General features: G+C 59.1%; 30 protein-coding genes. 22 read left to right on the forward strand and 8 right to left on the reverse strand.

The genetic code is table 11. The features are described from left to right. Positions 1 to 60: 60 nt before the first annotated feature. Positions 61 to 816, reverse strand: a complete 756-nt coding sequence (locus tag BLU07_RS13980; RefSeq protein WP_231701644.1) for a thermonuclease family protein — start codon at positions 814 to 816, stop codon at positions 61 to 63. Positions 817 to 871: 55 nt separating this feature from the next. After that, positions 872 to 1,084: a 50S ribosomal protein L31 gene (gene rpmE, locus BLU07_RS13985; protein WP_092387965.1), complete on the reverse strand. Its 213-nt coding sequence runs from the start codon at positions 1,082 to 1,084 to the stop codon at positions 872 to 874. Positions 1,085 to 1,310: 226 nt separating this feature from the next. On the opposite strand from rpmE, the gene BLU07_RS13990 reads away from it, so the two are divergent. From BLU07_RS13990 to BLU07_RS14035, 10 genes are all read left to right on the forward strand, one after another. Beyond that, a complete protein-coding gene (locus BLU07_RS13990) occupies positions 1,311 to 3,524 on the forward strand; it encodes a primosomal protein N' (RefSeq protein WP_092387968.1) in 2,214 nt (737 codons plus the stop codon). 74 nt (positions 3,525 to 3,598) lie between these two features. Beyond that, positions 3,599 to 5,344, forward strand: coding sequence for an arginine--tRNA ligase (gene argS, locus BLU07_RS13995; RefSeq protein ID WP_092387970.1), 1,746 nt, complete (start codon positions 3,599 to 3,601; stop codon positions 5,342 to 5,344). Between the two features lie 5 nt (positions 5,345 to 5,349). After that, the gene (locus BLU07_RS14000; protein WP_092387973.1) at positions 5,350 to 5,961 is read left to right on the forward strand and encodes an SPOR domain-containing protein; all 612 of its coding nucleotides are present in this window, start codon (positions 5,350 to 5,352) and stop codon (positions 5,959 to 5,961) included. A gap of 101 nt (positions 5,962 to 6,062) precedes the next feature. Beyond that, a complete protein-coding gene (gene hslV / locus BLU07_RS14005) occupies positions 6,063 to 6,593 on the forward strand; it encodes an ATP-dependent protease subunit HslV (protein ID WP_092387976.1) in 531 nt (176 codons plus the stop codon). 20 nt (positions 6,594 to 6,613) lie between these two features. Then, entirely contained in the window at positions 6,614 to 7,954 is a 1,341-nt protein-coding gene (gene hslU, locus BLU07_RS14010) for an ATP-dependent protease ATPase subunit HslU (protein WP_092387979.1), read from the forward strand. 82 nt (positions 7,955 to 8,036) lie between these two features. Next, positions 8,037 to 8,411, forward strand: a complete 375-nt coding sequence (locus BLU07_RS14015) for a gamma-butyrobetaine hydroxylase-like domain-containing protein (protein ID WP_092387982.1) — start codon at positions 8,037 to 8,039, stop codon at positions 8,409 to 8,411. Positions 8,412 to 8,596: 185 nt separating this feature from the next. After that, on the forward strand, positions 8,597 to 10,279 hold the full coding sequence (gene phaC / locus BLU07_RS14020; protein WP_092387985.1) for a class II poly(R)-hydroxyalkanoic acid synthase: 1,683 nt from the start codon (positions 8,597 to 8,599) through the stop codon (positions 10,277 to 10,279). A 66-nt stretch (positions 10,280 to 10,345) separates the two neighbouring features. Beyond that, positions 10,346 to 11,206 carry a poly(3-hydroxyalkanoate) depolymerase gene (phaZ, locus tag BLU07_RS14025; protein ID WP_092387988.1) on the forward strand — a complete coding sequence of 287 codons (861 nt, stop codon included), beginning with the start codon at positions 10,346 to 10,348 and terminating at the stop codon, positions 11,204 to 11,206. A 52-nt stretch (positions 11,207 to 11,258) separates the two neighbouring features. Then, positions 11,259 to 12,887 carry a PHA/PHB synthase family protein gene (locus tag BLU07_RS14030; protein WP_092387991.1) on the forward strand — a complete coding sequence of 543 codons (1,629 nt, stop codon included), beginning with the start codon at positions 11,259 to 11,261 and terminating at the stop codon, positions 12,885 to 12,887. 9 nt (positions 12,888 to 12,896) lie between these two features. Continuing rightward, positions 12,897 to 13,526, forward strand: a complete 630-nt coding sequence (locus tag BLU07_RS14035) for a TetR/AcrR family transcriptional regulator (RefSeq protein ID WP_092387994.1) — start codon at positions 12,897 to 12,899, stop codon at positions 13,524 to 13,526. Between the two features lie 49 nt (positions 13,527 to 13,575). On the opposite strand, the gene BLU07_RS14040 is transcribed toward BLU07_RS14035, so the two are convergent. From BLU07_RS14040 to BLU07_RS14050, 3 genes are all read right to left on the reverse strand, one after another. Continuing rightward, entirely contained in the window at positions 13,576 to 14,283 is a 708-nt protein-coding gene (locus BLU07_RS14040) for a phasin family protein (RefSeq protein WP_092387997.1), read from the reverse strand. Between the two features lie 20 nt (positions 14,284 to 14,303). Then, positions 14,304 to 14,714, reverse strand: coding sequence for a phasin family protein (locus tag BLU07_RS14045; RefSeq protein ID WP_092388000.1), 411 nt, complete (start codon positions 14,712 to 14,714; stop codon positions 14,304 to 14,306). 235 nt (positions 14,715 to 14,949) lie between these two features. Then, entirely contained in the window at positions 14,950 to 15,225 is a 276-nt protein-coding gene (locus BLU07_RS14050; protein WP_092388003.1) for a polyhydroxyalkanoic acid system family protein, read from the reverse strand. Between the two features lie 189 nt (positions 15,226 to 15,414). On the opposite strand from BLU07_RS14050, the gene ubiE reads away from it, so the two are divergent. From ubiE to BLU07_RS14100, 10 genes are read left to right on the forward strand one after another with little or no spacing between them, the layout of a single operon-like run. Next, complete coding sequence (gene ubiE, locus BLU07_RS14055) at positions 15,415 to 16,176, forward strand: bifunctional demethylmenaquinone methyltransferase/2-methoxy-6-polyprenyl-1,4-benzoquinol methylase UbiE (protein WP_092388006.1); 762 nt, start codon at positions 15,415 to 15,417, stop codon at positions 16,174 to 16,176. Positions 16,177 to 16,226: 50 nt separating this feature from the next. Then, on the forward strand, positions 16,227 to 16,796 hold the full coding sequence (locus BLU07_RS14060; protein ID WP_157719207.1) for a ubiquinone biosynthesis accessory factor UbiJ: 570 nt from the start codon (positions 16,227 to 16,229) through the stop codon (positions 16,794 to 16,796). Next, the gene (gene ubiB, locus BLU07_RS14065) at positions 16,793 to 18,391 is read left to right on the forward strand and encodes a ubiquinone biosynthesis regulatory protein kinase UbiB (protein ID WP_092388012.1); all 1,599 of its coding nucleotides are present in this window, start codon (positions 16,793 to 16,795) and stop codon (positions 18,389 to 18,391) included. Before BLU07_RS14060 ends, ubiB begins: the two co-directional genes overlap by 4 nt. A gap of 48 nt (positions 18,392 to 18,439) precedes the next feature. Further along, the gene (gene hisI, locus BLU07_RS14070; protein WP_092388015.1) at positions 18,440 to 18,853 is read left to right on the forward strand and encodes a phosphoribosyl-AMP cyclohydrolase; all 414 of its coding nucleotides are present in this window, start codon (positions 18,440 to 18,442) and stop codon (positions 18,851 to 18,853) included. Further along, positions 18,846 to 19,175: a phosphoribosyl-ATP diphosphatase gene (locus tag BLU07_RS14075; protein ID WP_092388018.1), complete on the forward strand. Its 330-nt coding sequence runs from the start codon at positions 18,846 to 18,848 to the stop codon at positions 19,173 to 19,175. The genes hisI and BLU07_RS14075 overlap by 8 nt, the downstream gene beginning before the upstream one ends. Before the next feature lie 24 nt (positions 19,176 to 19,199). Then, positions 19,200 to 19,439, forward strand: coding sequence for a twin-arginine translocase TatA/TatE family subunit (gene tatA, locus BLU07_RS14080; RefSeq protein ID WP_092388021.1), 240 nt, complete (start codon positions 19,200 to 19,202; stop codon positions 19,437 to 19,439). 6 nt (positions 19,440 to 19,445) lie between these two features. Beyond that, complete coding sequence (gene tatB / locus BLU07_RS14085) at positions 19,446 to 19,868, forward strand: Sec-independent protein translocase protein TatB (RefSeq protein WP_092388024.1); 423 nt, start codon at positions 19,446 to 19,448, stop codon at positions 19,866 to 19,868. Beyond that, entirely contained in the window at positions 19,852 to 20,634 is a 783-nt protein-coding gene (gene tatC, locus BLU07_RS14090; protein WP_197675014.1) for a twin-arginine translocase subunit TatC, read from the forward strand. The genes tatB and tatC overlap by 17 nt, the downstream gene beginning before the upstream one ends. Then, the gene (locus BLU07_RS14095; protein WP_092388027.1) at positions 20,631 to 21,338 is read left to right on the forward strand and encodes a 16S rRNA (uracil(1498)-N(3))-methyltransferase; all 708 of its coding nucleotides are present in this window, start codon (positions 20,631 to 20,633) and stop codon (positions 21,336 to 21,338) included. Before tatC ends, BLU07_RS14095 begins: the two co-directional genes overlap by 4 nt. 58 nt (positions 21,339 to 21,396) lie before the next feature. Further along, the gene (locus BLU07_RS14100; RefSeq protein ID WP_092388029.1) at positions 21,397 to 22,008 is read left to right on the forward strand and encodes a DNA-3-methyladenine glycosylase I; all 612 of its coding nucleotides are present in this window, start codon (positions 21,397 to 21,399) and stop codon (positions 22,006 to 22,008) included. On the opposite strand, the gene BLU07_RS14105 is transcribed toward BLU07_RS14100, so the two are convergent. Next, positions 21,993 to 22,487: a winged helix-turn-helix transcriptional regulator gene (locus BLU07_RS14105; RefSeq protein WP_092388032.1), complete on the reverse strand. Its 495-nt coding sequence runs from the start codon at positions 22,485 to 22,487 to the stop codon at positions 21,993 to 21,995. The two genes, BLU07_RS14100 and BLU07_RS14105, sit on opposite strands and share 16 nt — an antisense overlap. Before the next feature lie 341 nt (positions 22,488 to 22,828). Between BLU07_RS14105 and BLU07_RS14110 the strand changes: the two genes are divergently transcribed. Further along, positions 22,829 to 23,557 carry an SDR family oxidoreductase gene (locus tag BLU07_RS14110; protein WP_092388035.1) on the forward strand — a complete coding sequence of 243 codons (729 nt, stop codon included), beginning with the start codon at positions 22,829 to 22,831 and terminating at the stop codon, positions 23,555 to 23,557. A gap of 10 nt (positions 23,558 to 23,567) precedes the next feature. Next, entirely contained in the window at positions 23,568 to 24,161 is a 594-nt protein-coding gene (locus tag BLU07_RS14115; RefSeq protein ID WP_092388039.1) for a 2-hydroxychromene-2-carboxylate isomerase, read from the forward strand. Between the two features lie 4 nt (positions 24,162 to 24,165). On the opposite strand, the gene dtd is transcribed toward BLU07_RS14115, so the two are convergent. Both dtd and pip read right to left on the reverse strand, forming a co-directional pair. After that, on the reverse strand, positions 24,166 to 24,603 hold the full coding sequence (dtd, locus tag BLU07_RS14120; protein ID WP_092388041.1) for a D-aminoacyl-tRNA deacylase: 438 nt from the start codon (positions 24,601 to 24,603) through the stop codon (positions 24,166 to 24,168). Between the two features lie 3 nt (positions 24,604 to 24,606). Then, entirely contained in the window at positions 24,607 to 25,578 is a 972-nt protein-coding gene (gene pip / locus BLU07_RS14125) for a prolyl aminopeptidase (protein ID WP_092388044.1), read from the reverse strand. Between the last annotated feature and the right edge of the window lie 69 nt (positions 25,579 to 25,647).

Here is a 25,647-nt window from a genome sequence, read left to right on the forward strand (position 1 = left end):
AAGGCCATTCACTGCATCTATGTAAAGCCCACAAGCATACTACTTTTGGTTATCCCAACACTAGGGCGTCAGTAATTTCAGCATCCCGGGGTGTTCCAGAGGTAGCAGCAAGGGTTTGCGCCCCGGGCGCCGGCTGCCGCGTTCGATAACCCAGCCACGCACTTCCATTTCGCGACCCTGCCATGCCTCCGGGCGCAATCCGGCAAAGTGCTGCCGATCAGTATCACGCAAACGCAACACCAAGGGCCCATCCAGCTCAATCCACAACTGTTTGCCGGCGCGATCAATGCTGGTTACCTTGCCACGAATCAGGGCAAAGCCGCCGGATCGCAACTGACTCGCGGGGCGAACCGGATCAACACCCCATAGCGCAAGCCCCTGCTGACGTGCCTGCGCTTCAGCTGCCGCCTGGCAGCGCCACAGCGCTGTATTGGGTGGAACAGCCAGCGCAAAACCCAGGCCTTCAGCCAGCAAGCGCGCCTCGACATTACTGCCATTGGCGGTAAACAGGTGCCCCAGTGTGCGTCCGTAGCGATCCTCGGCCTCTTCGCCGACCTGCATACGCAGCTCGCCGGCAACCACCAGTTCACGCAAGCGGTCGCGGGCAGCCAGCGCAAAGGGCTCGGAGGGCTCGCCGCGATAACCGATTTCCGGCGTATCAAGGCCGATCAAGCGTACGCGCCGCCCATCTGACAATTCAACGGTGTCGCCGTCAATCACGCGCATCAGCTTGACCGGCTCGGTGGTTGCCGTTGCCTGACAACGGGTATCGGCGACGCCCCACTGACAAATTGCAGACAAGAAAAAGGCGCTCATAATGAGCGCCTTTTTCACTAACCGGACTGACATGGTCAGGCGGGCTGGCAACAATTTACTTGCTGCTGATCGCGCCGAAACGCTGCTTGAAGCGCTCGATGCGGCCGCCGGTGTCGAGAACTTTCTGCTTGCCGGTATAGAAAGGATGGCACTCAGAGCAAACGTCCAGGTGGATAGTTGAGCACAGGGTGGAACGTGTCTTGATCACGTTGCCGCAGCTGCAGGTCGCTTCGATTTCTTCGTACTTGGGATGCAGATCAGCTTTCATCGGTAAATCCTCGTGTCTTGTGCCGCCACCAAACCAACCTGGCCTGGCACCGCACCATATCAATGTTCAACCACCAGACCCGATACATGCGCAGAGGGACCGGAAAATAGGCCGGCGATAATAACAGAATCCGGCACAGACGCAAGCATCACGCATGCCGCCCGTCAATGCTACCATCTTCGTGCGGAAATGCCGTCCGCTGTAACCCTTTATAAAGGAACAATGGATGTCTGAAGTCATCCTGCAGGTTGCTCTGCCTTCACCACTGCGTCGCTTGTTCGATTACCGTGCTCCCCGCGGAATCGCCAGCGAGGGCTTGCGCCCGGGCGTGCGGGTTCGGGTCCCCTTTGGTCGGCGACAACTGGTGGGATTTGTCGCCGCCATCACCGACCAGAGCACAATACCGCGGGACAAGCTGAAAGCCGCCAGCGAGGTGCTCGACATTGAGCCCATTCTGCCCGACACACTATGGCAACTCTGTCGCTGGACCGCCAATTATTATCAACACAGCCTGGGTGATACTCTCAGTTGCGCCCTGCCGACACTGTTGCGCCAGGGCGAACCTGCGCTGGCGCGCCAGCAATTGCTCTGGCAACTATTGCCCGGCGCCTACCCGGAACACCCGGCAATCAGCCGAGCCCCTCGACAGAAGCAGGCAGTACAGATCCTCGGCCAGCATCCGCACGGGCTATCCCATGCACTGCTCGGGCAGTGGGGCTTGCAGCGCGATACTCTGGACACCCTGGAAAAGAAGGGTCTGGTACAGCAAATACGACAATCGCCACACCACAGCAACGAACCCCTGCCCCTGCTACGCGAAGCTCCGCTTACCGCAAATGCCGAACAGCAAGCCGCGCTGGACGCGATCATTGCCAGCAAAGGCTTTACCTGCTGGTTGCTCGAAGGGGTGACCGGCAGCGGCAAGACCGAAGTTTACCTGCAGGCGATTGAACACTGTCTACGCCATGGCAAACAGGCCCTGGTGCTTATTCCGGAGATCGGCCTGACGCCGCAAACCCTGGAACGCTTTCGTCAACGCTTCAGTGTGCCGGTGGTTATCCTGCATTCCGGGCTGAATGACCGCGAACGCATGGATGCCTGGCTGGCCGCGCGCAATGGCGAAGTGGGCATTGTCATTGGCACCCGCTCAGCGGTGTTTACCCCGCTGGCCAACCCCGGGCTGGTCATTATCGATGAAGAGCATGACCTGTCCTATAAACAGCAGGACGGCTTGCGTTACAACGCGCGCGATCTGGCCGTGTATCGCGCACGCCTGGACAATTGCGGCATCATCCTTGGCTCAGCCACCCCCGCACTGGAAAGCCTGCATAATGCCGACACTGGACGCTACCAGCATCTGCGCCTGCAGCAACGTGCCGGAGATGCCCAGCCACCGCAGATGCACTGCCTGGATATTCGCAGCCGGCCACTGCAGGGTGGCCTGTCGCAACCCATGCTGCAGGCCATTGGCGAGCACCTGGGCAAGGGCAATCAGGTGCTGGTATTTCTCAACCGCCGTGGTTTTGCACCGACCCTGATGTGCCATGACTGTGGCTGGATTGCCGAGTGTTCACGCTGCGATGCACGCATGACCGTGCATCAATCGCCCACCTACCTGCAATGCCATCACTGCGACAGCCAGCGCCCGCTGGACCGCCATTGCCCCAAATGCAACAGCGAGGATTTGCGCCCGGTCGGGGCCGGCACCGAGCGCAGTGAAGAACACCTGAAGCAGTGTTTTCCACATACCCCGGTAGTGCGTATTGACCGCGACAGCACCTCGCGCAAGCAGGCCATGCAGCAACTGCTCAAGCAGGTTCATGCTGGCGGTCCCTGCCTGCTGGTTGGCACCCAGATGCTCGCCAAGGGACATCATTTCCCGAACGTTACACTGGTTGCCATTCTGGATGCCGACGGCGGACTCTTCTCGGCCGACTTTCGCGGCCCCGAGCGCATGGCACAGCTGATTACCCAGGTTGCCGGTCGCGCGGGCCGTGCCGACAAACCGGGGCAGGTGCTGATCCAGACCCATATGGCCGATCATCCGCTCTTGCTCGACCTCACCGAGCAGGGCTATGCGGCGATTGCCCACAGCGAGCTGGCAGCCCGACGCAGCGCAAACCTGCCGCCCTTCAGTTTTATGGCCTTGCTGCGGGCCGAGTCCACTGCGCCGGAGCAAGTCAACAGTTTCCTCGAGCAAGCCAGCGTCAGTGCCGAAAATCTGCAAGCGTCGCAGCAGCTGTCCGTCGAGCTGCTCGGTCCCGTACCCTCACCCATGGAGCGTCGTGCCGGGCGCTATCGTGCACAGCTGTTGCTGCAAGCCAATCAACGCGCACCGCTGCACAACCTGCTGCATCAGTTGCTGCCGCTGCTGGAACAAGCCCCCCAGGGTCGCAAAGTACGCTGGTCACTGGATATCGATCCGCTGGATATGTTCTGAATGTTTGGCATCTGCCTGCCAAGCGCGGATAATAGCGGGTTTTCTTCAAGGCCCAGCGGATCCGTCAAACGCCCATGAAAAACCTTATCAGTCAGTTGCTCGCCCAAGCCGTCAGCACCCTGCAACAGCAGGGAGAGTTGCCCGCCGACCTCAGCCCGCGCATTCAGGTCGAAAATGCCCGCGACAAAACGCACGGTGACTTCGCCAGCAACCTCGCCTTGATGTTGGCCAAGCCAGCCGGCCTGAAGCCGCGTGAGCTTGCGGAAAAACTGGTCGCCGCCCTGCCCAGCGACCCGGCCATTGCCGATATCAACATTGCCGGCCCTGGCTTTATCAACTTTTTCCAGGCCCGCGACTGGCTCGCCGAGCAATTGCAACAGGCACTCGACGACCCGCTACTGGGTGCTCCGCCGCCTAACCCGAAGCAGCGGGTGGTGATCGACTACTCCTCGCCCAACCTGGCCAAGGAAATGCACGTCGGGCACCTGCGTTCGACCATTATCGGGGACGCCATTACCCGCATTCTCGGCTTTCTTGGTCACGAGGTAATCCGCCAGAATCATGTTGGCGATTGGGGCACCCAGTTCGGCATGTTGCTGGCCTACCTGGAAGAATACAGCGTGGACGACCAGGCCGAGCTGGGCGACCTGGAGAATTTCTACCGCCAGGCCAAGCAACGCTTTGACCAGAGCCCCGAGTTTGCCGAGCGCGCACGTCAGCGGGTGGTGCAACTGCAGGCTGGCGACCCTGAGTGCCTGGCCCTGTGGCAACGCTTCAACCAGATCTCCCTCGGTCACTGCCAGGCAGTATATGACCGCCTGGGTGTTAGCCTCACCACCGCTGACGTCCGCGGTGAAAGCGCCTATAACGATCAGCTGGCCGACATCGTTACGCAATTACGCAACAAGGGACTACTGACCGAAGACGCCGGGGCCCAATGCGTATTCCTCGACGAATTCAAAAACAGCGAAGGCAAGGCATTGCCGGTGATTGTGCAGAAAGCCGGTGGCGGCTACCTGTATGCCACCACCGACCTGGCTGCCATGCGTTACCGTGCGAAAGAATTGCAGGCCGACCGCGCGTTGTATCTCGTCGATCAGCGGCAGGCCCTGCATTTCCAGCAGGTGTTTGCCGTCGCACGCAAGGCCGGCTTTGTGCCGCCGGAGATGCAACTGGAGCATATGGGCTTTGGCACCATGAATGGTGCCGACGGCAAGCCGTTCAAGACCCGCGATGGTGGCACGGTCAAACTGACTGATCTGCTGGATGAGGCAGAAGAGCGCGCCTACGGTCTGGTGCAGAGCAAGAACCCGCAGCTGGCCGAAGACGAACTGCGCCAGATCGCCCGTGCCGTGGGCATCGGCGCGGTCAAATATGCCGACCTGTCCAAGCACCGCAGCAGCGATTACAGCTTCAATTTTGAACAGATGCTCAGCTTTGATGGCAACACCGCACCCTACCTGATGTATGCCTACACCCGCGTCGCCAGTGTCTTTCGCAAGTGTGAACGCAGTATGCAGCAGCTGGATGATCTGGCGCCATTGAAGCTCGAGGCCGACGCAGAAGTGGATCTCGGCGCGCACTTGGCACAGTTCCTCCCCACGCTGGAATACGCCGCCCGTGAGGGCACGCCCCACGTACTCTGTACCTACCTGTACGAACTGGCCGGGCGCTTCTCCAGCTTTTACGAACAATGCCCGATTCTGGCGGCTGAACAACCCGAGCAACGCGACAGCCGACTGCGCCTGGCCGCACTGACTGGACGAACATTGGCCCAAGGCCTTAATCTTCTTGGAATCAACACGCTGGAGCGCATGTAAAGCCCATGGCCAAAGGACGCAAACCCGCACCCCGCCGCGGTGCCAGCCGCGCGCAAGCCGCCCCCAGGCGTGCCCTGCCAGGTTGGGCCTGGCTGCTTGGCGGGCTGATTATAGGGGTATTTGCCACCCTGTTACTGCAGCTGGAACCGGGCAATCAATCGGTCCAGCGAGACCGTACGCCTCCGCGTCCGGCCGTGCAGCCAGCGCAACCCAACCCACCGCCACGCAGCGAAACCCGCTACGAGTTCTACACCTTGCTTCCCGAGTCGGAGGTTATGGTGCCGGAATCCGCTGTACCGGAAAAACCTGCCAGCACAGCCGAGACACGGGACGACGAGACAAGCGAGTCCAGCGCACCCGCGCCAAGCGACACCCGCTTCTTTCTTCAGGCCGGCTCCTTCCGCCAGCAGAGCGATGCTGATCGGGTGCGTGCGCAAATCCTGTTGCTCGGACTCAGCGTCCAGCTGGAGCCAGCACGGCTGAACGATGGCGATACCTGGTACCGGGTGCAGGTCGGCCCCTTCCATGACCGCGAAAAACTCAATCAGGCTCAGAGCATGCTGGCCGGCAACGGCTTCGACAATCTGCTGCTGCAACGGCGCAACGCGAACCAGTAATCCTGGCCGTACTGGCTGACCGGGCTTGAAATGCCCGGTCATGCCCCAATACTTGTCTTTCGGATCCGCATTTCCCCCATTCAATCCAGCAGGAGTTGCGCGTGACTACTATTGTTTCCGTCCGCCGTCAGGGCAAAGTCGTTATCGGCGGCGATGGCCAGGTTTCCCTTGGCAATACCGTGATGAAAGGCAATGCCCGCAAGGTACGCCGACTGTACAAGGATCAGGTGATTGCCGGTTTTGCCGGTGGTACCGCCGATGCTTTCACCTTGTTCGAGCGCTTCGAAGCGCAGCTTGAAAAGCATCAGGGCAACCTGGTTCGTGCCGCTGTCGAACTGGCCAAAGACTGGCGTACCGACCGCGCCCTGCGCAAGCTTGAAGCCTTGCTTGCGGTCGCCAACAAGGATGCTTCGCTGATCATCACCGGCAATGGCGACGTTATCGAACCGGAACATGGCCTGATTGCCATCGGCTCCGGTGGCCCCTTTGCTCAGGCCGCCGCCACCGCATTGCTGCAGCATACCGAACTGTCGGCGCGGGAGATTGTTGAAACCAGCCTGAACATCGCCGGCGACATCTGCATTTATACCAATCGTAACCAGACCATCGAGGAGCTGGACGCCAATACCTGAGGCGTCCGGAAACCAACACCATGTCCATGACACCCCGAGAGATCGTGCATGAGCTAGACCGCCACATCATTGGCCAGCAGGATGCCAAGCGTGCGGTAGCCATTGCATTGCGCAACCGCTGGCGCCGCCAGCAACTGCCTGACAGCCTGCGCGCCGAGGTAACCCCGAAGAATATCCTGATGATCGGCCCGACCGGGGTCGGCAAGACCGAAATTGCCCGCCGTCTGGCGAAACTGGCCCAGGCCCCCTTTATCAAGGTAGAAGCGACCAAGTTCACCGAAGTAGGCTATGTTGGCCGTGATGTCGAATCGATCATCCGCGACCTTATTGATGCCGCCATCAAGATGCTGCGTGAACAGGCCATGGCCAAGGTCGGCCATCGCGCCGAAGACCTTGCTGAAGATCGTATTCTCGACGCGCTCTTGACCCCGGCGCGGCAGGGCACCGGTGACGAACCGGTACGGGAAGACAACAACACCCGCCAGCTGTTTCGCAAGCGCCTGCGTGAAGGTCAGCTGGATGACAAGGATATCGAGATCGAAGTCAATGACATGCCGGTCGGCGTCGACATCATGGCCCCGCCAGGCATGGAAGAAATGACCAGCCAGCTGCAGAACATGTTCTCCAGCATGGGCAAAGGGCGCAAGAAAACCCGCACCCTCAAGGTACGCGATGCGTTCAAGCTGATTCGTGATGAAGAGGCCGCCAAGCTGGTCAATGAAGACGAACTGAAGAGCCGTGCCATCGATGTGGTCGAGCAGAATGGCATTGTATTTCTCGACGAAATCGACAAAGTCAGCAAGCGCGCCGACAGCGGCAGCGGGGCCGATGTTTCGCGGGAAGGTGTGCAGCGTGACCTGCTGCCGCTGATCGAAGGCTGCACGGTCAACACCAAGTTCGGCATGGTGAAAACCGACCACATCCTTTTCATTGCTTCCGGCGCCTTCCACCTGACCAAGCCCTCGGACCTGATCCCTGAACTGCAGGGCCGTCTGCCTATCCGGGTCGAACTGCAATCACTGTCGCCGGGCGACTTCGAACGTATCCTGACCGAGCCCGATGCTTCGCTGACCGAGCAATATCGTGCCCTCATGGCGACAGAGGGTCTGACCCTGGAATTTGCTCCGGATGCCATTTCCCGACTGGCTGAAATCGCCTGGCAGGTCAACGAAAAGACCGAGAACATCGGCGCCCGCCGTTTGCATACGGTGCTGGAACGCTTGCTTGAAGAGGTCTCTTACAGCGCCGCAGATCTCGCCAGCCAACAGAAAGAGCAGCCACTGGTGATCGATGCCGCTTATGTCGACGAACACCTGGGGGAACTGGCAGTGAACGAAGATCTGTCGCGTTATATCCTCTGAATGAAGTAACAAGCCACCAGCCGCAAGCGACCGGTACAGCCTGATGCCGGGGGCTTGCAGCTGGTAGCCCAAGGAGTTTCCCATGCCCGTCCCCACCACCATCAAGCTGCACAAAGCCTCTCGATTGCTGGAGTTGGGTTATAACGACGGGCAGGTTTTTCAGTTGCCAGCCGAATATCTGCGCGTCATGTCGCCCTCTGCCGAAGTTCGCGGTCACGGACGCCCGGTGCTGCAAACCGGCAAGCTGAATGTCGCGCTTGTGAACGTGGAAGCAGCGGGGCGCTACGCCCTCAAGCTGACCTTTGACGACGGCCACGACTCCGGCCTGTACAGCTGGGATTACCTGTTCCAGCTGGCCAACGAATACTCCCGGCGCTGGCAGGATTACCTTGACCAGTTAGCCGCTGCCGGTGCCAGTCGTGACCCTGAAGTCTCGGTCGTTCGCTTTACTCCCTGACCCGTCTTTTTGCGTCAGCCATCTGAAAACTGACTAAAAAGCCACTATTGGGCTAAAAAGTCGGTTAACAGGTCCCTCTGCGCGTGCTAATTTGTCTCACAGATGCAACAGCTTATTGCCAGAATTCACTTGCGGGCCATTGGCTCGCCGCGATGTATGCCCTATCCCTTTGATGGAGTCGCCCCATGGCCCAGGAAAAAAACCAAGAAGAAGTTGCCAAAAAGGCCAGCGAGAACATTCTCGGCCCCAATCCGGTGGTCGGTATTCCGACCAAGGACCTGATCAGTACCGCACGTCAGGTACTGCGGCAAACTGTGCGCCAACCGGTGCACAGCCTCAAGCATATGGGCCGCCTGAGTCTGGCGATCAAGGACGTCATGCTCGGCAAGTCAGAGCTGGCACCGACACCGGATGACAAACGCTTCAACGATCCGACCTGGAACCAGAACCCACTGTATCGCCGCTATATGCAGAGCTACCTGGCCTGGCGTAAAGAACTGCAGACCTGGATCAGCACCGCAGACCTGTCTCCAGAGGATATCAGTCGGGGGCAGTTCGTGATTTCTTTGCTGACCGAAGCCATGGCGCCAACCAACACAGCAGCCAACCCGGCAGCGATCAAGCGCTTCTTCGAGACCGGTGGCAAAAGCGTTTTCGACGGCCTGACCCACCTGGCCCAAGACATCGTGCACAACGGCGGCATGCCCAGCCAGGTCAATATGAATGCTTTCGAAGTCGGCAAAAACCTGGCCGTTACCAAGGGCGCGGTGGTGTTTCGCAATGAAGTGCTTGAACTGATCCAGTACAAGCCATTGACCGAAGAAGTCTGCGAACGTCCGGTTCTGGTGGTGCCACCCCAGATCAACAAGTTCTACGTCTTTGACCTGTCGCCGGAAAAAAGCCTGGCACGCTTTCTCACCAGCAATCACCTGTCGACCTTCGTGGTCAGTTGGCGCAACCCGACCAAGGCGCAGCGCGAATGGGGCCTGTCGACCTACATTGACGCCCTGAAAGAAGCCATTGATGTGGTACTCGACATCAGCGGCAGCAAGGACCTGAGCATGCTTGGCGCCTGCTCCGGTGGTTTGACCACTGTCTCCCTCCTTGGACACCTGGCCGCCATCAAGCAGAAAAAAGTACACTCGTTCAGCTTGCTGGTCAGTGTGCTGGATACGGACGTTAAAACCCAGGTCGCCCTGTTTGCCGATGAGAAAACGCTTGAAGCGGCCCGCCGCAATACCTACCAGAATGGCGTTCTCGAAGGCAAGGACATGGCCAAGGTGTTTGCCTGGATGCGGCCGAACGACCTGATCTGGAATTACTGGGTGAACAATTACCTGCTCGGCAATGAGCCGCCGATTTTCGACATCCTGTTCTGGAACAATGACACCACTCGCCTGCCGGCTGCGCTGCATGGCGAGTTCCTGGAAATGTACAAGACCAACCCCTTGACCCGACCCGGGGCGCTGGAAGTCTGTGGTACACCGATTGATCTCAAACAAGTGAAATGTGACTTCTTCTGCATCGCCGGCTTGACCGATCACATCACGCCATGGGAAGCCTGCTATCGCTCGGCCAACCTGATGGGTGGCAAATGCGAATTCGTCTTGTCTTCCAGCGGGCATATCCAGAGTATTCTCAATCCGCCGGGCAACCCCAAGGGGCGTTTCTTTACCAACAGCGAAATGCACGCCGACCCGAAAAAGTGGCTGGAAGGCGCCACCAAGCATCCGGACTCCTGGTGGCTCTACTGGCGAGACTGGCTGCATGCGCGCGGCGGCAAACGCGTCCCGGCAGCAACTGAACTCGGCAATGCCAAGTACCCGGCCATGGAAGAGGCCCCTGGCACCTATGTGCACGAGCGCTAGGAGGCGACACCCACTACGGGTGGATATTAATCGGGCTTCGCTGCGAAGCCCCAGGCGGATATAACCATGCCCCAAGCTTTTATTTTTCGCACGCTAGACCTGGACGGCCAGTTTCTGCGTACTGCAGTGCGTCCCGGCAAGCCGGGCACAACTCCGCTGCTGATCTTCAACGGCATCGGCGCCAACCTGGAGCTGGTCATGCCCTTCGTTAGAGCGCTGGACCCGGAGCTGGAAGTTATCGCTTTTGACGTGCCCGGGGTCGGCGGGTCATCGACGCCGGCAACACCTTTCCGTTTTCCCGGCCTGGCCAAACTTGCTGCACGCATGCTCGATTACCTCGACTACGGTCAGGTCAATGCCATCGGTGTTTCCTGGGGCGGGGCGCTGGCGCAGCAATTTGCCCGTGACTATCCCGAGCGTTGCAAGAAACTGATCCTTGCCGCCACGTCGGCTGGTGCCGTGATGGTGCCTGGCAGGCCCAAGGTACTGCTGAAAATGGCCAGCCCACGACGTTACATCCAACCCTCACATGGGGTAAAGATTGCCGCCGATATCTATGGCGGCGCTTTCCGCCGCGACCCGAACCTGGCCAAGGCGCACGCTGCCAAGGTACGCTCATCCGGCAAAATCGGTTATTACTGGCAACTGTTTGCCGGTCTTGGCTGGACCAGCGTGCACTGGCTGCACAAGATTCAGCAACCAACCCTGATCCTGGCCGGCGATGATGACCCGATCATTCCGCTGGTCAACATGCGCCTGCTGGCCTGGCGGATCCCCAACTCCGAGCTGCACGTGATTGATGACGGTCACCTGTTCCTGATTACCCGTGCAGATACCGTGGCACCGATCATTTCCCGTTTCCTTGCCGAAGAACGGCAACGTGCGGTGATTCGTCCGGCCATGGGCAAGGCCCTCGGCAAGTCATAATTGGGGTAGACTGAGCGCAGCCTCATTGTCGTATCCAATCAAGGACTGCTGGATGCCCGAACGCCATTACGTGCCTGCGCCACAACAACCCGGACTGGATCTCCGGCAGTTGGCCGCCGCCGTGGTGCGCGACCTTCTGGAGCAACCGGGCTACCACGCACAGCACCTGGTAGCCCTGTTCCAGCGGCTCTGTCCAGAAACCAGCCAACGGCTGTCTCCCAGTCCGGCTGACCGGCGCTTCCAACACCCGGATTGGCAGCAAGGCATCACGGGGTATCTGCTGCACTGCTGGCTGGCGGCTTGTGCCCAGGGACGTGAGTGGCTAAGCGGGCTGCAGATCAATGAACAGGAGCGCCAGGCACTGGCCTGGCTAGGGCGGCAACTGGCTGCTGCCAGCGCACCCAGCAACAGCCTGCTGAATCCCGAGCTTATTGCCAGGCTGAAGGCCACCCGGGGACACAGCCTGTGCCAGGGCATGCAGCACCTGCTGGCTGACCTGAGCCTGAATCGACCGCTGGCACCGCTGAATGACGACACCGCCTTTCACCTCGGCCAAGACCTGGCTACTACCCCCGGCGCCGTTGTCAGTCGCCAACCCCTGTATGAACTGATCCAGTATCAACCGACCACTGCCAAGGTACAGAGCACGCCTTTACTGATCATTCCACCACCACTCAATCGCTTCTATCTGCTGGACCTGGCACGCGACAATAGCCTGGTACGACACGCCCTGGATCAAGGGCAACAAGTATTCCTGATCAGCTGGCGCAACCCCAACCCGAGTCACTGCAACTGGGGGATGGATACCTATATTGCCGGTATCAGACAAGCCAGTGACCAGGTCCGTTTGATGTGTGTCAGTCCACAGCTCAATCTGCTTGGCGTGTGTAGCGGCGGCCTGCTGAGCCTGCTGTTTCAAGCCTGGCTTGCCGCCCGCGACGAACTGCACACACTGGCCAGTGCCAGCTACCTGATTACCCCTCTGGCAAGCGGGTTGCGCAGTGAGCTACTGCACCTGGCGGGGCCTCGCACCCTGCAACGCCTGCGCCAGCGTATCTGGCGCCAGGGCTATTTGAGTGCCCGGCAACTCAATGCTGCCTTCGCCTGGCTACGCCCCGAGCAGCTGGTCTGGCCACAGGCAGTGCAACGCTATGCACTGGGACAAACCCCGGATGACCGCGCCACACTGTTCTGGAGTCAGGACAACACCCGAGTGCCGGCCCGCCTGGTGGATGATTTCCTGCATCTGTTCGAACACGACCCGCTGACCAGCCCTGGCGCATTGCAATTGCATGGCTGCCCACTGGATATCAGCCAGATCACCCTGCCCAGTTGGCACATGGGCGCTGAGCGCGACCATATCGTCCCCTGGCAGCAGGCCTATCCCACAGCGCGATTAGGTGGTGAAAAGCATTTCGTGCTCGCCAGTGGAGGGCATATCCAGTGCCTGCTGAATCCGGCTGACTGCCAACGCAGCTATTACCATAGCGGTCCTGTCAGCGCGGGCAGCGCCAGTGACTGGCAACATCTGCAACGCGTGCAACCGGGTGACTGGAAGGCCGACTGGCTGGCCTGGCTTGCGCCCTTCAGCGGTGACCAGCAATCAGCGCCCAGGCAACTGGGTAGCACCCACTTTCCGGTTTTACAGGCGGCTCCCGGCCGCTATGTCCATGAATTGTGAGGCCCATCGATGAAAACCCGTGAACGCATCCTGCACTGCGCCCTGGAGCTGTTCAACGAACAGGGCGAACCCACAGTAACCACGCTGGACATGGCCAATGAACTGGATATCAGCCCCGGCAACCTGTATTACCACTTCAAGGGCAAAGAGCCCATCATCGCAGAATTGCTGGAACACTTCATGGCCACGACGCGCGGCCTGTTGCTCCCGGAAGAAGAACCCGACACACAGGAACCGGAAGACTACTGGTTGTTTCTGCACTTGTTGTTCGAAGCCATCATCCAGTACCGCTTTCTGTTCCGTGACCTGTCCAGCCTGATGGGCCGCTATGATGCAGTCGAGCAAGGCATGCAGCTCTGGTTGCTGGCTTTGCGTCGGCGCTTTGATCAGCAATTGGTTGCCCTGGAAAGTGACGGCCACTTGCTGACTGACAGCGCCAGCCGACAGCGCCTGCTCGACAGCCAGTGTCAGACGCTGGTGTATTGGCTGGACTACTGTCGCCTCGGCGGCAACAGCTCCGATGCCGAAGAAGAACCCAGTCAGGGCGTGATTCAAGTACTCGGCCTTATCCTGCCCTGGCTGGATGAACCGACCCGCGACTGGCTGCAAGCGCTGATAGAACGTTACGAGCAAGCATAAAAAAGCCCGGCACGAAGCCGGGCTTTTTCACAGTAACAGCAAACCAGATTCAGCTACCCGCTGGCTTGTCCGCCGCCGGGGTTGCCTTGGGCGTAGCCGGCTTGGTTGCCGCCGGAGTTGCCTTGGGCTTGGCCGGTGCTTTGGGCTTAGCCGAAGTTGCCCGCGGTTTGGCAGGCGCCCTTGGCTTGGCCGGGGCCTTGGGTTTGGCCGGTGTCGCTGGCTTGCTCGCCGCTGCACTGGCCGCCGGTTTGGCGGCTGGCTTGCGCCGGGCAGTTGCCGAAGGTGTTGCTTTCGGTGCAGCCTTGGCGGCTGCCGGTTTTTTTGCTGCCAGCGCACTGATCTGCTTGGTCAGCTCATCGATCTTGCTGTCCAGCTGTTGAATCTCACCACGGGTCGGAACACCCAGGCGGGATACAGCGCTGTTCAGGCGCTGCTCGAAAGCAGATTCCAGCTCATTCCATTTGCCGGTCAGCTTGCCCTTGGCCTGATCAGCCTTGGACCTGGCATCATCCAGCGTTTCCTTGCCAGACTTGCGTTTGCCTTTCAGCGTATCGACCTGCTTGTCGATTTCGGTTTTGGCTGCTTTTTCTGCAGCTTCGCCGTCCTTGATCAAGCCTTCGAACAATTTGACGCCTTCCTTGCCAGCCTTGGCATAAGCGCCAAGACCAGCCAGCCAGATCTGCCGCGAGTAATTCTCGATCTCGCTGACCCAACCGGAACCTGTTGCTGTTTTATCTGCTTTCTTCTTACCCGCCATGGGAACACTCCTCTGTGGCTTTACTTGCTCAGTGATTTGAGTGCAGCACTCAGATCATCAAGCTTAGCAGAAAGCTGGTCAACATCCTTCTTGCTCGGGATACCCATGCGTGACAGGGTAGAAGCAACACGGTCGTCGAACACTTCTTCAACCTTGTTCAGGCGGCCGCCAGTCTTGGCCTGGAACTTTTCCTTGAAGCTCTCAACCTTGCTGTTGGCAGCTTCGACACGGCCAGCAATCAGTTCCTTGCCTTGCTTTTCGGCAGACTCGCCTTCTTCAACCAGCTTCTTGAAATACTCAGCGCCTTCCTTGCCTGCTTTGGCATAGGCACCGAGGCCGGCCAACCAGATCTGATGCGCGTAGTTTTTTACGTCAGCAGCGAAAGTGGCGGCGTTGTCTTCGATTTTTGCAGCAGTAGTAGATTTGCTCATGATCAATCTCCAGTACGTAGATTTAAAAGGTACTTGCAATGGATCAAACAGCGATCCTTGATGCATAAGCTACGCAGGAGAATTAGAAAACACATACTAATCGGGAAAAAAGTTGCGGAAGATGCAAAAAAAAGTCTGGGCACGGAAATACTGATCAATTTGATTCCGTGCCAAGCGGCGTTGCCCGCCACTTCCAAAGCAATGTGCAGTTGATCAGCGTTTCTTCTGAATGCCCTCAAGCCAGATACTTGTCCAGCGCCTTCTCGACCTCGCCTTTGACCATACCGGCCATCGGCGTCAGCATCAGGCCCAGCTTGACCTTGACCCGCACCTGATCCTCACTGACCACAATACAACCATCAGCGCCACTGCGCTTGAAGGTCAGTTCATCACCCTGCCAGCTGCATTTGGCATCCAGCTTCTGCGCCAACTTGTCAGCCAGCTGCTGAGCCCGTTCACGGGCTTTCTCTTTGCCCAGTTGATGATCGCGGGTAATGTCTACTGTCGCCATGTTGCTCTCTCTTGATAACGTAATATTCCTGCAAGGATGCCGCAAAGGACGACACAGGTCATCCCCTGACAGGTGAAAACCCCGCCAACGACAAAAAACGGGTAGAATGACCAGCGTCTGTTGACGCTGTATTGCATGTTGCAGCAAGCGCAACAGACCCTGACGGTTTCACCAGCCCAGAGGCCCGCAATGAGCGACAAGCAACAAGAGCAGAGCACCACCCACTTTGGTTACCAGACCGTGCCCGAAGCCGAAAAGGTGCACAAGGTCGCAGAAGTGTTTCACTCCGTCGCCGCCAAATATGACCTGATGAACGACCTCATGTCAGCGGGCATCCATCGCCTGTGGAAACGCTTTACCATTGAGCTCTCCGGCGTGCGCAGCGGCAACCGGGTGCTCGACATTGCCGGTGGCACCGGCGACTTGACGCGCAAATTCTCGCGCCTGGTCGGCCCCACAGGTGAAGTGGTACTGGCTGACATCAATGCCTCCATGCTCAAGGTTGGCCGTGATCGTCTGCTCGATCAGGGTATTGCCGGCAATGTGCGCTTTGTCCAGGCCGATGCGGAAACCCTGCCCTTTCCTGACAACCACTTTGATTGCATCACCATTGCCTTCGGTTTGCGCAATGTGACCAACAAGGAGCGCGCACTGGAGTCCATGCTGCGTGTACTCAAACCCGGTGGTCGCCTGCTGGTGCTGGAGTTTTCCAAACCCGGCAACAAGCTGCTCTCCACCGCCTACGACCAGTATTCGTTCAAGCTGCTGCCCTTTATGGGCAAGCTGGTGACTCAGGATGCCGATAGTTATCGCTACCTGGCAGAATCCATTCGCATGCATCCGGACCAGGAAACCCTCAAGGCCATGCTTGAACAGGCCGGCTTTGCCCGCGTCAGCTATCACAACATGACCGGCGGTATCGTTGCCCTGCACCGGGGCATCAAGCCCTGATGTTGTCGCAGGCCTTGCTAGCCGGCGCGGAACGCAGCATCGCTGCAGCCGTGAGCCGCGACCCACTGACCGGACAACGCCTGGGCCAGCTAGAAGGCAAGGTGCTGTTCGTGCAAGCCAGTGACCCGGACTGGCAGCTCTATCTGCTACCCGATGCGCACGGCATACAGTTGCTGGGCCAGAGTGAACGGGAGCCTGACTGCAGCCTGCAAGCGCCCAGCAGCCTGCTGATACGACTGGCTTTCAGTAGCCAACGCCAGCAGCTGTTGCAGGACCCGGCACTGCAACTGAGCGGTGACAGCCAGGTATTGATCAGTCTGCAACGCATCATTGCTGATCTGCGGCTGGACGGAGAAGCCGAACTGGCGCGTTGGCTGGGCCCGGTTCCTGCGCACATCATCGGCAGCAGCCTGCACAAGGGCTGGCAATGGGGTCAGAGCACGGGCCGCAGCCTGAGCCAGAGTCTGGGCGAATACCTGACCGAGGAAAGCCGTCACCTGGTCGGCAACAATGAAGCCGCCTATAGTGGCGAGCAGATTCACGCCCTGCGCCTGCAACTGGATCGTCTGGAAGCGCGCATCCAACGTCTGGAAATGGACCCGGAAGACCGCGACGCATGAATTTAACCGCCATTTTTCGCCTGTTTCGTATCCTGCATATCTTTGCCCGCTATCGGCTCGACCAGTTGCTGACCACTCTGCCGTTACCCTGGATTGTGCGCCTGCTGCTGGCTCTCGGCCCCTGGCGTTTGCGACCGGCCCCACGTGACCTGAACCGTGGTGAACGCCTGCGCCGAGCCTGCGAGGATCTGGGGCCGGTATTTATCAAGTTTGGCCAGATTCTCTCGACCCGCCGGGACCTGCTGCCTGATGATATCGCCCTTGAGCTGGCTCGCCTGCAAGACAAGGTCCCTCCGTTCTCCTCGGACGCCGCCCGCACACGTATCGAGCAGCAACTGGGGCAGCCGATCGAGCAGGTGTTCAGCCGCTTTGATCACCAGCCACTGGCGTCCGCCTCGGTCGCCCAGGTACACAGTGCTTGTCTCAAGGATGGAACCGAGGTGGTGGTCAAGGTGATTCGCCCGGGTATTGGCGACACCATCAATCAGGATATCCAATGGCTGTTTCTCGCCGCCCGTCTGCTTGCCCGGGTCTCCACGGAGGGCCGCCGCCTGCGGCCGGTAGAAGTGGTCAGTGATTACGAAAAAACCATTTTTGACGAACTGGATCTGCTGCGTGAGGCCGCCAACGCCTCACAATTGCGGCGCAATTTTGCTGACTCACCGCTGCTCTATGTACCCCAGGTGTACTGGGACTGGTGTCGCCACAAGGTATTGGTGATGGAGCGCATTGACGGCATTCAGGTGACTGACATGGCGGCGTTGCAAGACCAGCGCACCGACATGAAAAAACTGGCTGAGCGCGGGGTCGAAATCTTTTTCACCCAGGTGTTCCGCGACAGCTTCTTTCACGCCGACATGCACCCAGGGAATATTTTTGTCGCGCGCAAGCACCCCTGGGAGCCACAATATATTGCTATCGATTTCGGCATTGTCGGCAGCCTGAACCCGGAAGACCAGGATTACCTGGCGCGCAACCTGATGGCTTTTTTCCAGCGTGACTACCGCCGCGTTGCCCAACTGCACATTGATTCTGGCTGGGTGCCGGCGGAAACCCGCATCAACGAATTCGAGGCGGCCATCCGCAGTGTCTGCGAGCCGATCTTCGAGCGCCCACTGAAGGATATTTCCTTCGGCCAGTTGCTGCTGCGCCTGTTCCAGACCGCGCGCCGCTTCAATATGGAAGTCCAGCCCCAATTGGTGTTGCTACAGAAAACCCTGCTCAATATCGAAGGCCTGGGTCGCCAGCTGTATCCCGACCTGGACCTGTGGACTACCGGCCAGCCTTACCTGGAACGCTGGATGCGCGAACGCGCCATGCCGCAGGCGCAATTGCGCAAGCTCAACCTGCAACTGGAGCAAGTCCCCGGCATGCTCGAGAAGGCACGCCTGCTGCTGGACAAGCACAGCAAAGCGGAGCAAAGTAAGCCGCCCGCACGCAACCCCTGGCCCCTGCGCCTGCTCGGCCTGGCGTTGGCTGCAACCGCAGCTGCCAGCCTGGGAGCCGAGCCGGACGCCTGGGTGCAGGCACAACCCTTGCATTGGCTAAGCCTGGCGCTCGGTGTCTGGCTTGTCCTGCGCCCTGACGGCCGGTAATCAAGGCCAGGATAGCGCAGACGCACCGAAAACTGGCACACTGAATTCATGACAGACAAGACTGACAATACCGATTGGCTTGACGCCATCAAATGGAACGAAGACGGGCTGATTCCTGCCATCGCTCAGGATGTGCACAGCCAGCGCATCCTTATGGTCGCGTGGATGAACCGCGAAGCACTGCAGTTGACGGTTGCCGAAAGCCGTGCAATCTATTGGTCACGATCGCGTAATAGACTCTGGCGCAAAGGCGAAGAGTCGGGCCATGTGCAACGGCTGCATGAGTTGCGTCTGGACTGTGATGCCGACGTGGTCACCCTGCAGGTGGAGCAGTTGGGCGGTATCGCCTGTCATACCGGTAGGCAAAGCTGTTTTTATCGGGTCTATCGCGACGGTGCCTGGCACAGCGTCGACCCGGTCCTGAAAGATCCGGCACGCATCTATGAGGCGCCCCATGAGTGATACCTTGCACCGTCTGGCAGCGGTTCTGGAACAACGTAAAGCGGCCGCAGCGGATTCATCCTATGTCGCCAGCCTGCATGCCAAAGGACTGAACAAGATTCTGGAAAAGGTCGGCGAGGAATGCACGGAAACCCTGCTTGCCGCCAAGGACTGCGCCAACCGCGCGGACAAGTCCGAACTGATTTACGAGACGGCCGACCTGTGGTTTCACAGCCTGGTCATGCTCAGTCATCTGGGCCTCGGCCCGGATGATATCCTGAACGAACTGGAACGCCGCTTCGACCTTTCCGGTCTGGCTGAAAAGGCGTCCCGCCAACAGTAACGGGCAAAAGCCCGGGAGGACAGCATGGGTTTTGGCGGCATAAGCATCTGGCAACTGGCGATCGTACTGGTCATCGTCATTCTGCTGTTTGGTACCAAACGCCTGAAAGGCGTTGGCAGTGACCTTGGGGAAGCCATCAAGGGCTTTCGCAAGTCGGTCAACACCGAAGAAGACGATAAACGCAAACCCGAGCTGGATGACAAGGGTGAGACCCTGGACGTGAACGCCCAGGAAAAACGTCAGGATTCCCAATCCCGAGACTGATGCCCCATGTTTGACATCGGCTTTATCGAAATGCTGGCGGTGGCGATCATTGCCCTGTTGGTGCTTGGCCCAGAGCGTCTCCCGGTCGCTGTGCGCGCCGTAGGATTGACTCTCGGGCGCATCAAGCGCGGGTTTGCCGATGTGAAGAAACAGATTGAAAAGGAAGTCGGCGCCGACGAAATACGCCAACAGCTGCATAACGAGAAGATTCTGGCCAACCTGGAAAAGCAGGAGCGGGAAGCCGGGGAGGCAACCCGACGCGCCGAGGCGCTGGACCAGCAGCCTGCGCCAAAAACAGCCAGCAATGTGCGCAAGCGTGCCTCCTCTGATGACACCCGGGATGACCGAACGGCAGCACCTGATGCGGCAAGTGAAACCGCCACTCCACCCGTAAATGACACCCAGGCTGGCAATGAAGAAAAAGGCTGACCTCTCTGGGCTGGCGGAAAACATGCCGCTGGTCGCACACCTGACTGAATTACGCTCGCGTCTGCTGCGAATCGTACTGGTGTGGATGCTGATCTTTGCCGGTCTGTTCTATTTCGCCAACGATCTCTACGCGTTCATTTCAGAGCCCTTGCGGGTTTTCCTCCCGGAAGGCACCAGCATGATTGCCACCGATGTGGCTTCGCCCTTCCTGACGCCGTTCAAACTCGCGCTGATCTCGGCGTTGTTTCTGGCCATGCCCTTTGTACTGCACCAGCTGTGGAGTTTTATTGCACCTGGCCTGTACAAGCACGAGAAGCGTATTGCCATACCCTTGCTGGCTTCGAGCATCGTGCTCTTCTATGCCGGCATGGCCTTTGCCTACTTTGTCGTTTTCCCGCTGGTTTTCGGTTTTTTCACCAGCACTGCGCCCGCCGGTGTGGCCGTGATGACCGACATCAACAAGTACCTTGATTTCGTGTTGACCCTGTTTCTGGCCTTCGGTTTTGCTTTCGAGATTCCGGTTGCCACCGTGTTATTGGTCCTTGCTGGCGTCGTTGATGTGGCCAAGCTGCGCCATATCCGCCCCTATGTTCTGGTCGGCTGCTTCGTCACCGGTATGGTGCTGACACCCCCGGATGTCATCTCTCAAACCCTGCTGGCATTGCCGATGTGGTTGCTTTACGAGGTCGGCATTCTGTTCAGCCTGTTGATCAAGCCGGTGAAGAAACCAGCCGACGCGGACACCAGGGCCACGGAGCAGGAATGAACCTGCTGCTGTTGGATACCGATGATTTTGTCGCAGAGGATCAAGTTGTTCTGCGTGGCCGGCGCTTGCAACATCTGCACGAGGTGCATCAGGCAAGCGCAGGCGATCATGTTCGAGTTGGTCAGATCGACGGCCTGATGGGCAGTGGTGCACTGCTTGAACTGACGGCTGATCAGGCCCGCCTGCACGTGCAGCTCGATCAGTCACCCCCGGCAAAGCTGCCACTGACCCTGTTGTTGGCCATGCCCCGGCCAAAAATGTTTCGCCGCATCCTGCAGCACTGTGCGACCCTGGGCGTCGACGAGCTCATACTGCTCAACAGCTACCGGGTAGAGAAAAGCTTCTGGCAAACACCCTTCCTGCAACCCGCCAACATCCGCGAAAACTTGCTGCTGGGTCTGGAACAGGCGCGTGACACTCGACTACCCACTGTGCGCATCGAAAAGCGCTTCAAACCCTTCGTCGAAGATCATCTACCCGCGCTCAGCAGTGACATACTCAGCCTGCTCGCACATCCCGGTTCCGCGACTGCCTGTCCGCGAGACGTGCAACAGCCGACCCTGCTGGCTATCGGCCCGGAAGGCGGCTGGATACCCTATGAAGTCGAGAAGCTGCAAGCAGCGGGCCTGCAACCCGTGCATCTGGGTGATCGCATTCTGCGGGTGGAAACCGCCGTCACTGCACTGATTGGTCGATTGTTCTGAGCAACGGTCAGCGACTACACTGGACTGTCTGCCATCCCCCCCACGCAAGGAACCGACCATGTCACTGCCGTTGTATCACGCCGACGATGGCCAGCCGCGCTGTGGCTGGTGCGCCAGCACGCCGGACTTTCTGCCCTACCACGACAACGAATGGGGTTATCCGGTAGACGATGACCAGCGTTTGTTTGAAAAGCTCTGTCTGGAAGGTTTTCAGGCCGGCCTGAGCTGGCGCACCATCCTTGCCAAGCGTGACAACCTGCGGGCAGCCTTTGCCGACTTCGATTATCAGCGCATCGCCGCTTTTACCCCGGCGGATGTTGAACGACTACTGCAGGATGCCGGCATCATTCGTCATCGCGGCAAGATCGAAGCGGTGATCAACAATGCCCGCCGGATGCCGGAACTGCTCGCCGAAGCCGGCTCGCTGGCTGCCTTTGTCTGGTCCTTCGAACCTGACCCGCACAGTTTGCCGGCACCCCAGAGCCAGACCACCTCAGCCGAATCCATCGCCTTGTCGAAAGCGCTGAAAAAGCGCGGTTGGGCTTTTGTCGGCCCGACCACAATGTATGCCTTCATGCAGGCCATGGGCCTGATCAACGACCACCTGCCCGGCTGCGCCTGGCGTGATGCCGCAACCCGCGCCCGCGCTGCCTTTCAGCCGCCACGCTGAGACGCTTGCGGCAGCACCTCGGTCGCCGGCCAGCCAGCACCCACCTCAACGCGGATATCCCGCGCACCGACCGCCTCACCGCAACAGGAGCAGGTCATGACTGGCTGCATTATCTGGCCGCACTCCCTGTGCACATGGACAACCGGTGGCCCCTGCTCGTCGGCCATCATATAGGTATCACCCCAATGCACCAGCGCCAGAATCACCGGATGCAGCGCCAGGCCTTTCTCGGTCAAACGGTACTCTTCCCGCAGGGGCCGCTGCTGGTAGGCCTGCTTGCACAGCACACCATGCTCGACCAGCTTCTTCAGCCTGTCGGTCAGAATATGCCGGGTAATCCCCAGGCGCTTTTCGAAGGCTTCGAACCGCCGTACCCCCAGAAAGCAGTCGCGCAACACCAGCAAGGTCCAGCGGTCACCGACCACCGCCATACTGCGTGCCAGTGAGCAGGGTTGCTGATCCAGTTCTTCCCAACGCATAAGAAACTCCTGTGTGATGCGTGCAGAATAACTTGACAGGTTCTAAAAAGGAACCCACTATCCCTATAGGTTCCTTAAAGGAACTTATGTGTATACGGCACAGCTACTGAGCACTGTTAAGGAAACACTGATTAATTACACATTTCGGCAACAGGCTGGTTGTCGCTGGCCGGTGCTGGACCGTTAGATGCCAGGGATGGCATCTACGAGCCCCCAGGGATGGGTTCACGGCGTGTCCAGCACCGGCCAGCGACAACCGGACTGCAACGCTGAACTGATTGAATCAGTGTTTCCTTAATCAGCGCCCACCAATACGTCCATGGCTGACAAAAGAGGCCTTTATGTCTACCGCACCTGCAGCTCTGATCATCGGCGCCGGCGACGCCACCGGTGGCGCCATCGCCCAGCGTTTTGCCCGTGAGGGCTATAGCGTCTGCGTCACCCGCCGCCAGCGTGACGCTCTGCAACCCCTGATAGACAGTATTCAGTCTGCGGGGGGCGTGGCCCACGGCTTTGGCTGTGATGCCCGCGATGAAGAGGCCATGATCGCGCTGTTCAACCAGATTGAAGCCGAGATCGGCCCATTGGACGTGGTGGTGTTCAATATCGGCGCCAATGTGCGTTTCAGTATCACCGACACCACAGCACGGGTGTATCGCAAGGTCTGGGAAATGGCCGCCTTCGCCGGCTTTCTGACCGGCCGCCAAGCCGCCAAAGCCATGCTGCCGCGCGGGCACGGCAGCATTATCTTTACCGGCGCCACCGCCTCATTGCGCGGCAGTAGTGGGTTTGCCGCCTTTTCCAGCGCCAAATTTGCCCTGCGCGCATTGGCCCAGAGCATGGCCCGCGAGCTGGGCCCGCAGGGGATCCACGTCGCCCACAGTATTATTGATGGTGCTATTGATACCGATTTTATCCGCGACAATTTTCCCGAACGTTATGCCTTGAAAGACCAGGGCGGCATCCTCGACCCTGAGCACATCGCCGAGCAATACTGGCAGCTGCATTGCCAGCCAAAAGATTGCTGGACCCACGAGCTGGATCTGCGGCCCTGGATGGAAACTTTCTGAAGGAGCCACCATGAGCAAAAGCATTGATTTCTATTTTGATGTCGGCAGTCCGGCCAGTTATCTGGCCTGGACCCAGTTACCCGCGCTGGCTGAGAACCATCAGGCACAACTGAACTACAAGCCGATGCTGCTGGGTGCCGTGTTTCAGGCTACCGGCAACAGTTCACCCGGCACTGTGGCCGCCAAGGGAAATTACACCCGGCAGGACTTCCAGCGCTTCGCCAAGCGCTATGGCGTGGCCCTCAAGCATAACCCCCACTTTCCGATCAACACCCTGATGCTCATGCGCGGAGCCACAGCCTATTTGCATACCGCTGATTTCGAGCGTTACCTGGAAGCCATCTTCAGGGCCATGTGGGTCGAGGAGCTGGATATGGGCAAACCAGAGGTCGTTGCGGGCGTATTGCACAAAGCCGGCTTTGATGGCGCGGAAGTCATGACCCGAGTGCAAGATCCGGCAGTCAAGGATCAACTCAAGGCCACTACAGCAGAAGCCATCGAGCGTGGGGTGTTCGGCGCACCCACTCTGTTTGTTGGCGAGAACATGTTCTTTGGTCAGGACCGGCTGGACTTTGTGGCCGAAGCTCTGGCAAACGAAGACTGAGGTTTCAGACTTCCAGCAGAAAGGTAACCGGGCCGTCGTTGACCAGATGCACCTGCATAGTGGCGGCAAAACGCCCGCTGGCCACTGGCGCATGTGACTGCTCAGCCTGCGCCAGCATATAAGTGAAGAGCGCCTCGGCGTCTGCCGGGGCAGCTGCAGTGGAAAACCCCGGACGCAGCCCTTTACGGGTATCAGCTGCCAGGGTGAACTGTGAAACCAGTAACAGCCCGCCCCGGACATCGCGCAATGAACAATTCATGCGGCCTTCGGCATCGTTGAATACCCGGTAATCGAGCAAGCGGCGCAGCATCTTGTCAGCCTTGGCCTGATCATCACCCGGCTCAACCCCGACCAGCACCAGCAGCCCCTGATCAATGCAGCCGACCACTTCCCCGGCGACTTCGACACGGGCAGTGGTCACCCGCTGCAACAATGCTTTCATCCGTTACTCGGCTACCGGCGTCAGGTCGAGCAGCTGTTGCGCCATACTTTCGGTAGCGCGAACCAGTGCATCGGCGATGCCTGGCTCGGAGGCCGCATGCCCGGCATCACGGATGATCTGCAACTCGCTGCCAGGCCAAAGCTGATGCACCGCCAGGGCGTTGTCCAACGGGCACACCATGTCATAACGGCCATGCACAATCACACCGGGGATGTGCGCAATCTTGTGCATATTGGCAAGCAGCTGATCCTGCTCGAGGAATGATTGATGCTGGAAATAATGGCACTCAATGCGTGCCAACGCATAGGCTCGACGGGCCTCGCTGAAGCGCTCTACGACCTTGCTGCTGGGCCGTAACGTGGCGCAGCGCCCTTCCCAGGTCGACCAGGCCTTGGCCGCGTGCATGCGACAGATCTCATCATCACCCGTCAGACGGCGATAATAGGCTGCGACCATGTCATCACGCTCCTCAGTCGGAATCAGTGCCTGATAATCCTCCCAGTAATCCGGGAAAACCCGACTGGCCCCTTGCTGATAAAACCAGTGAATATCACTCGGCCGGCAAAGGAAAATCCCCCGCAACACCATACCCAGAACCCGCTCGGGATGCGATTGCGCATAAGCCAGCGCCAGGGTTGACCCCCATGAGCCGCCAAAGAGTACCCACTGCTGAATACCCAGGTGCTCGCGCAACCTTTCCAGGTCAGCCACCAGGTCGGCAGTGGTGTTTTTTTCCAGGCTGCCATGTGGGGTTGAGCGCCCGGCACCCCGCTGATCAAAGGTGACAATGCGATACAGTGAAGGATCAAAGAAGCGCCGGCTCAGGCTATCGCAGCCAGCGCCCGGACCGCCGTGAATGAAAACCACCGGCAGGCCATCCGGCTCACCACTTTCATCGGCATAGAGCACATGCGGCGACTCAACCGCCAGCTCATGCCGGGCATAAGGCTTGATCTCGGGGTACAGCAGTTGCATGCAAGGCTCCTGGCCAGTTCAGGGAAAGATGACGCTGATCGTTACTCTACCTTACCCAGCGCCAAACCA

This window comes from Halopseudomonas salegens (assembly GCF_900105655.1).
In the GTDB taxonomy this organism is placed as follows: domain Bacteria; phylum Pseudomonadota; class Gammaproteobacteria; order Pseudomonadales; family Pseudomonadaceae; genus Halopseudomonas; species Halopseudomonas salegens.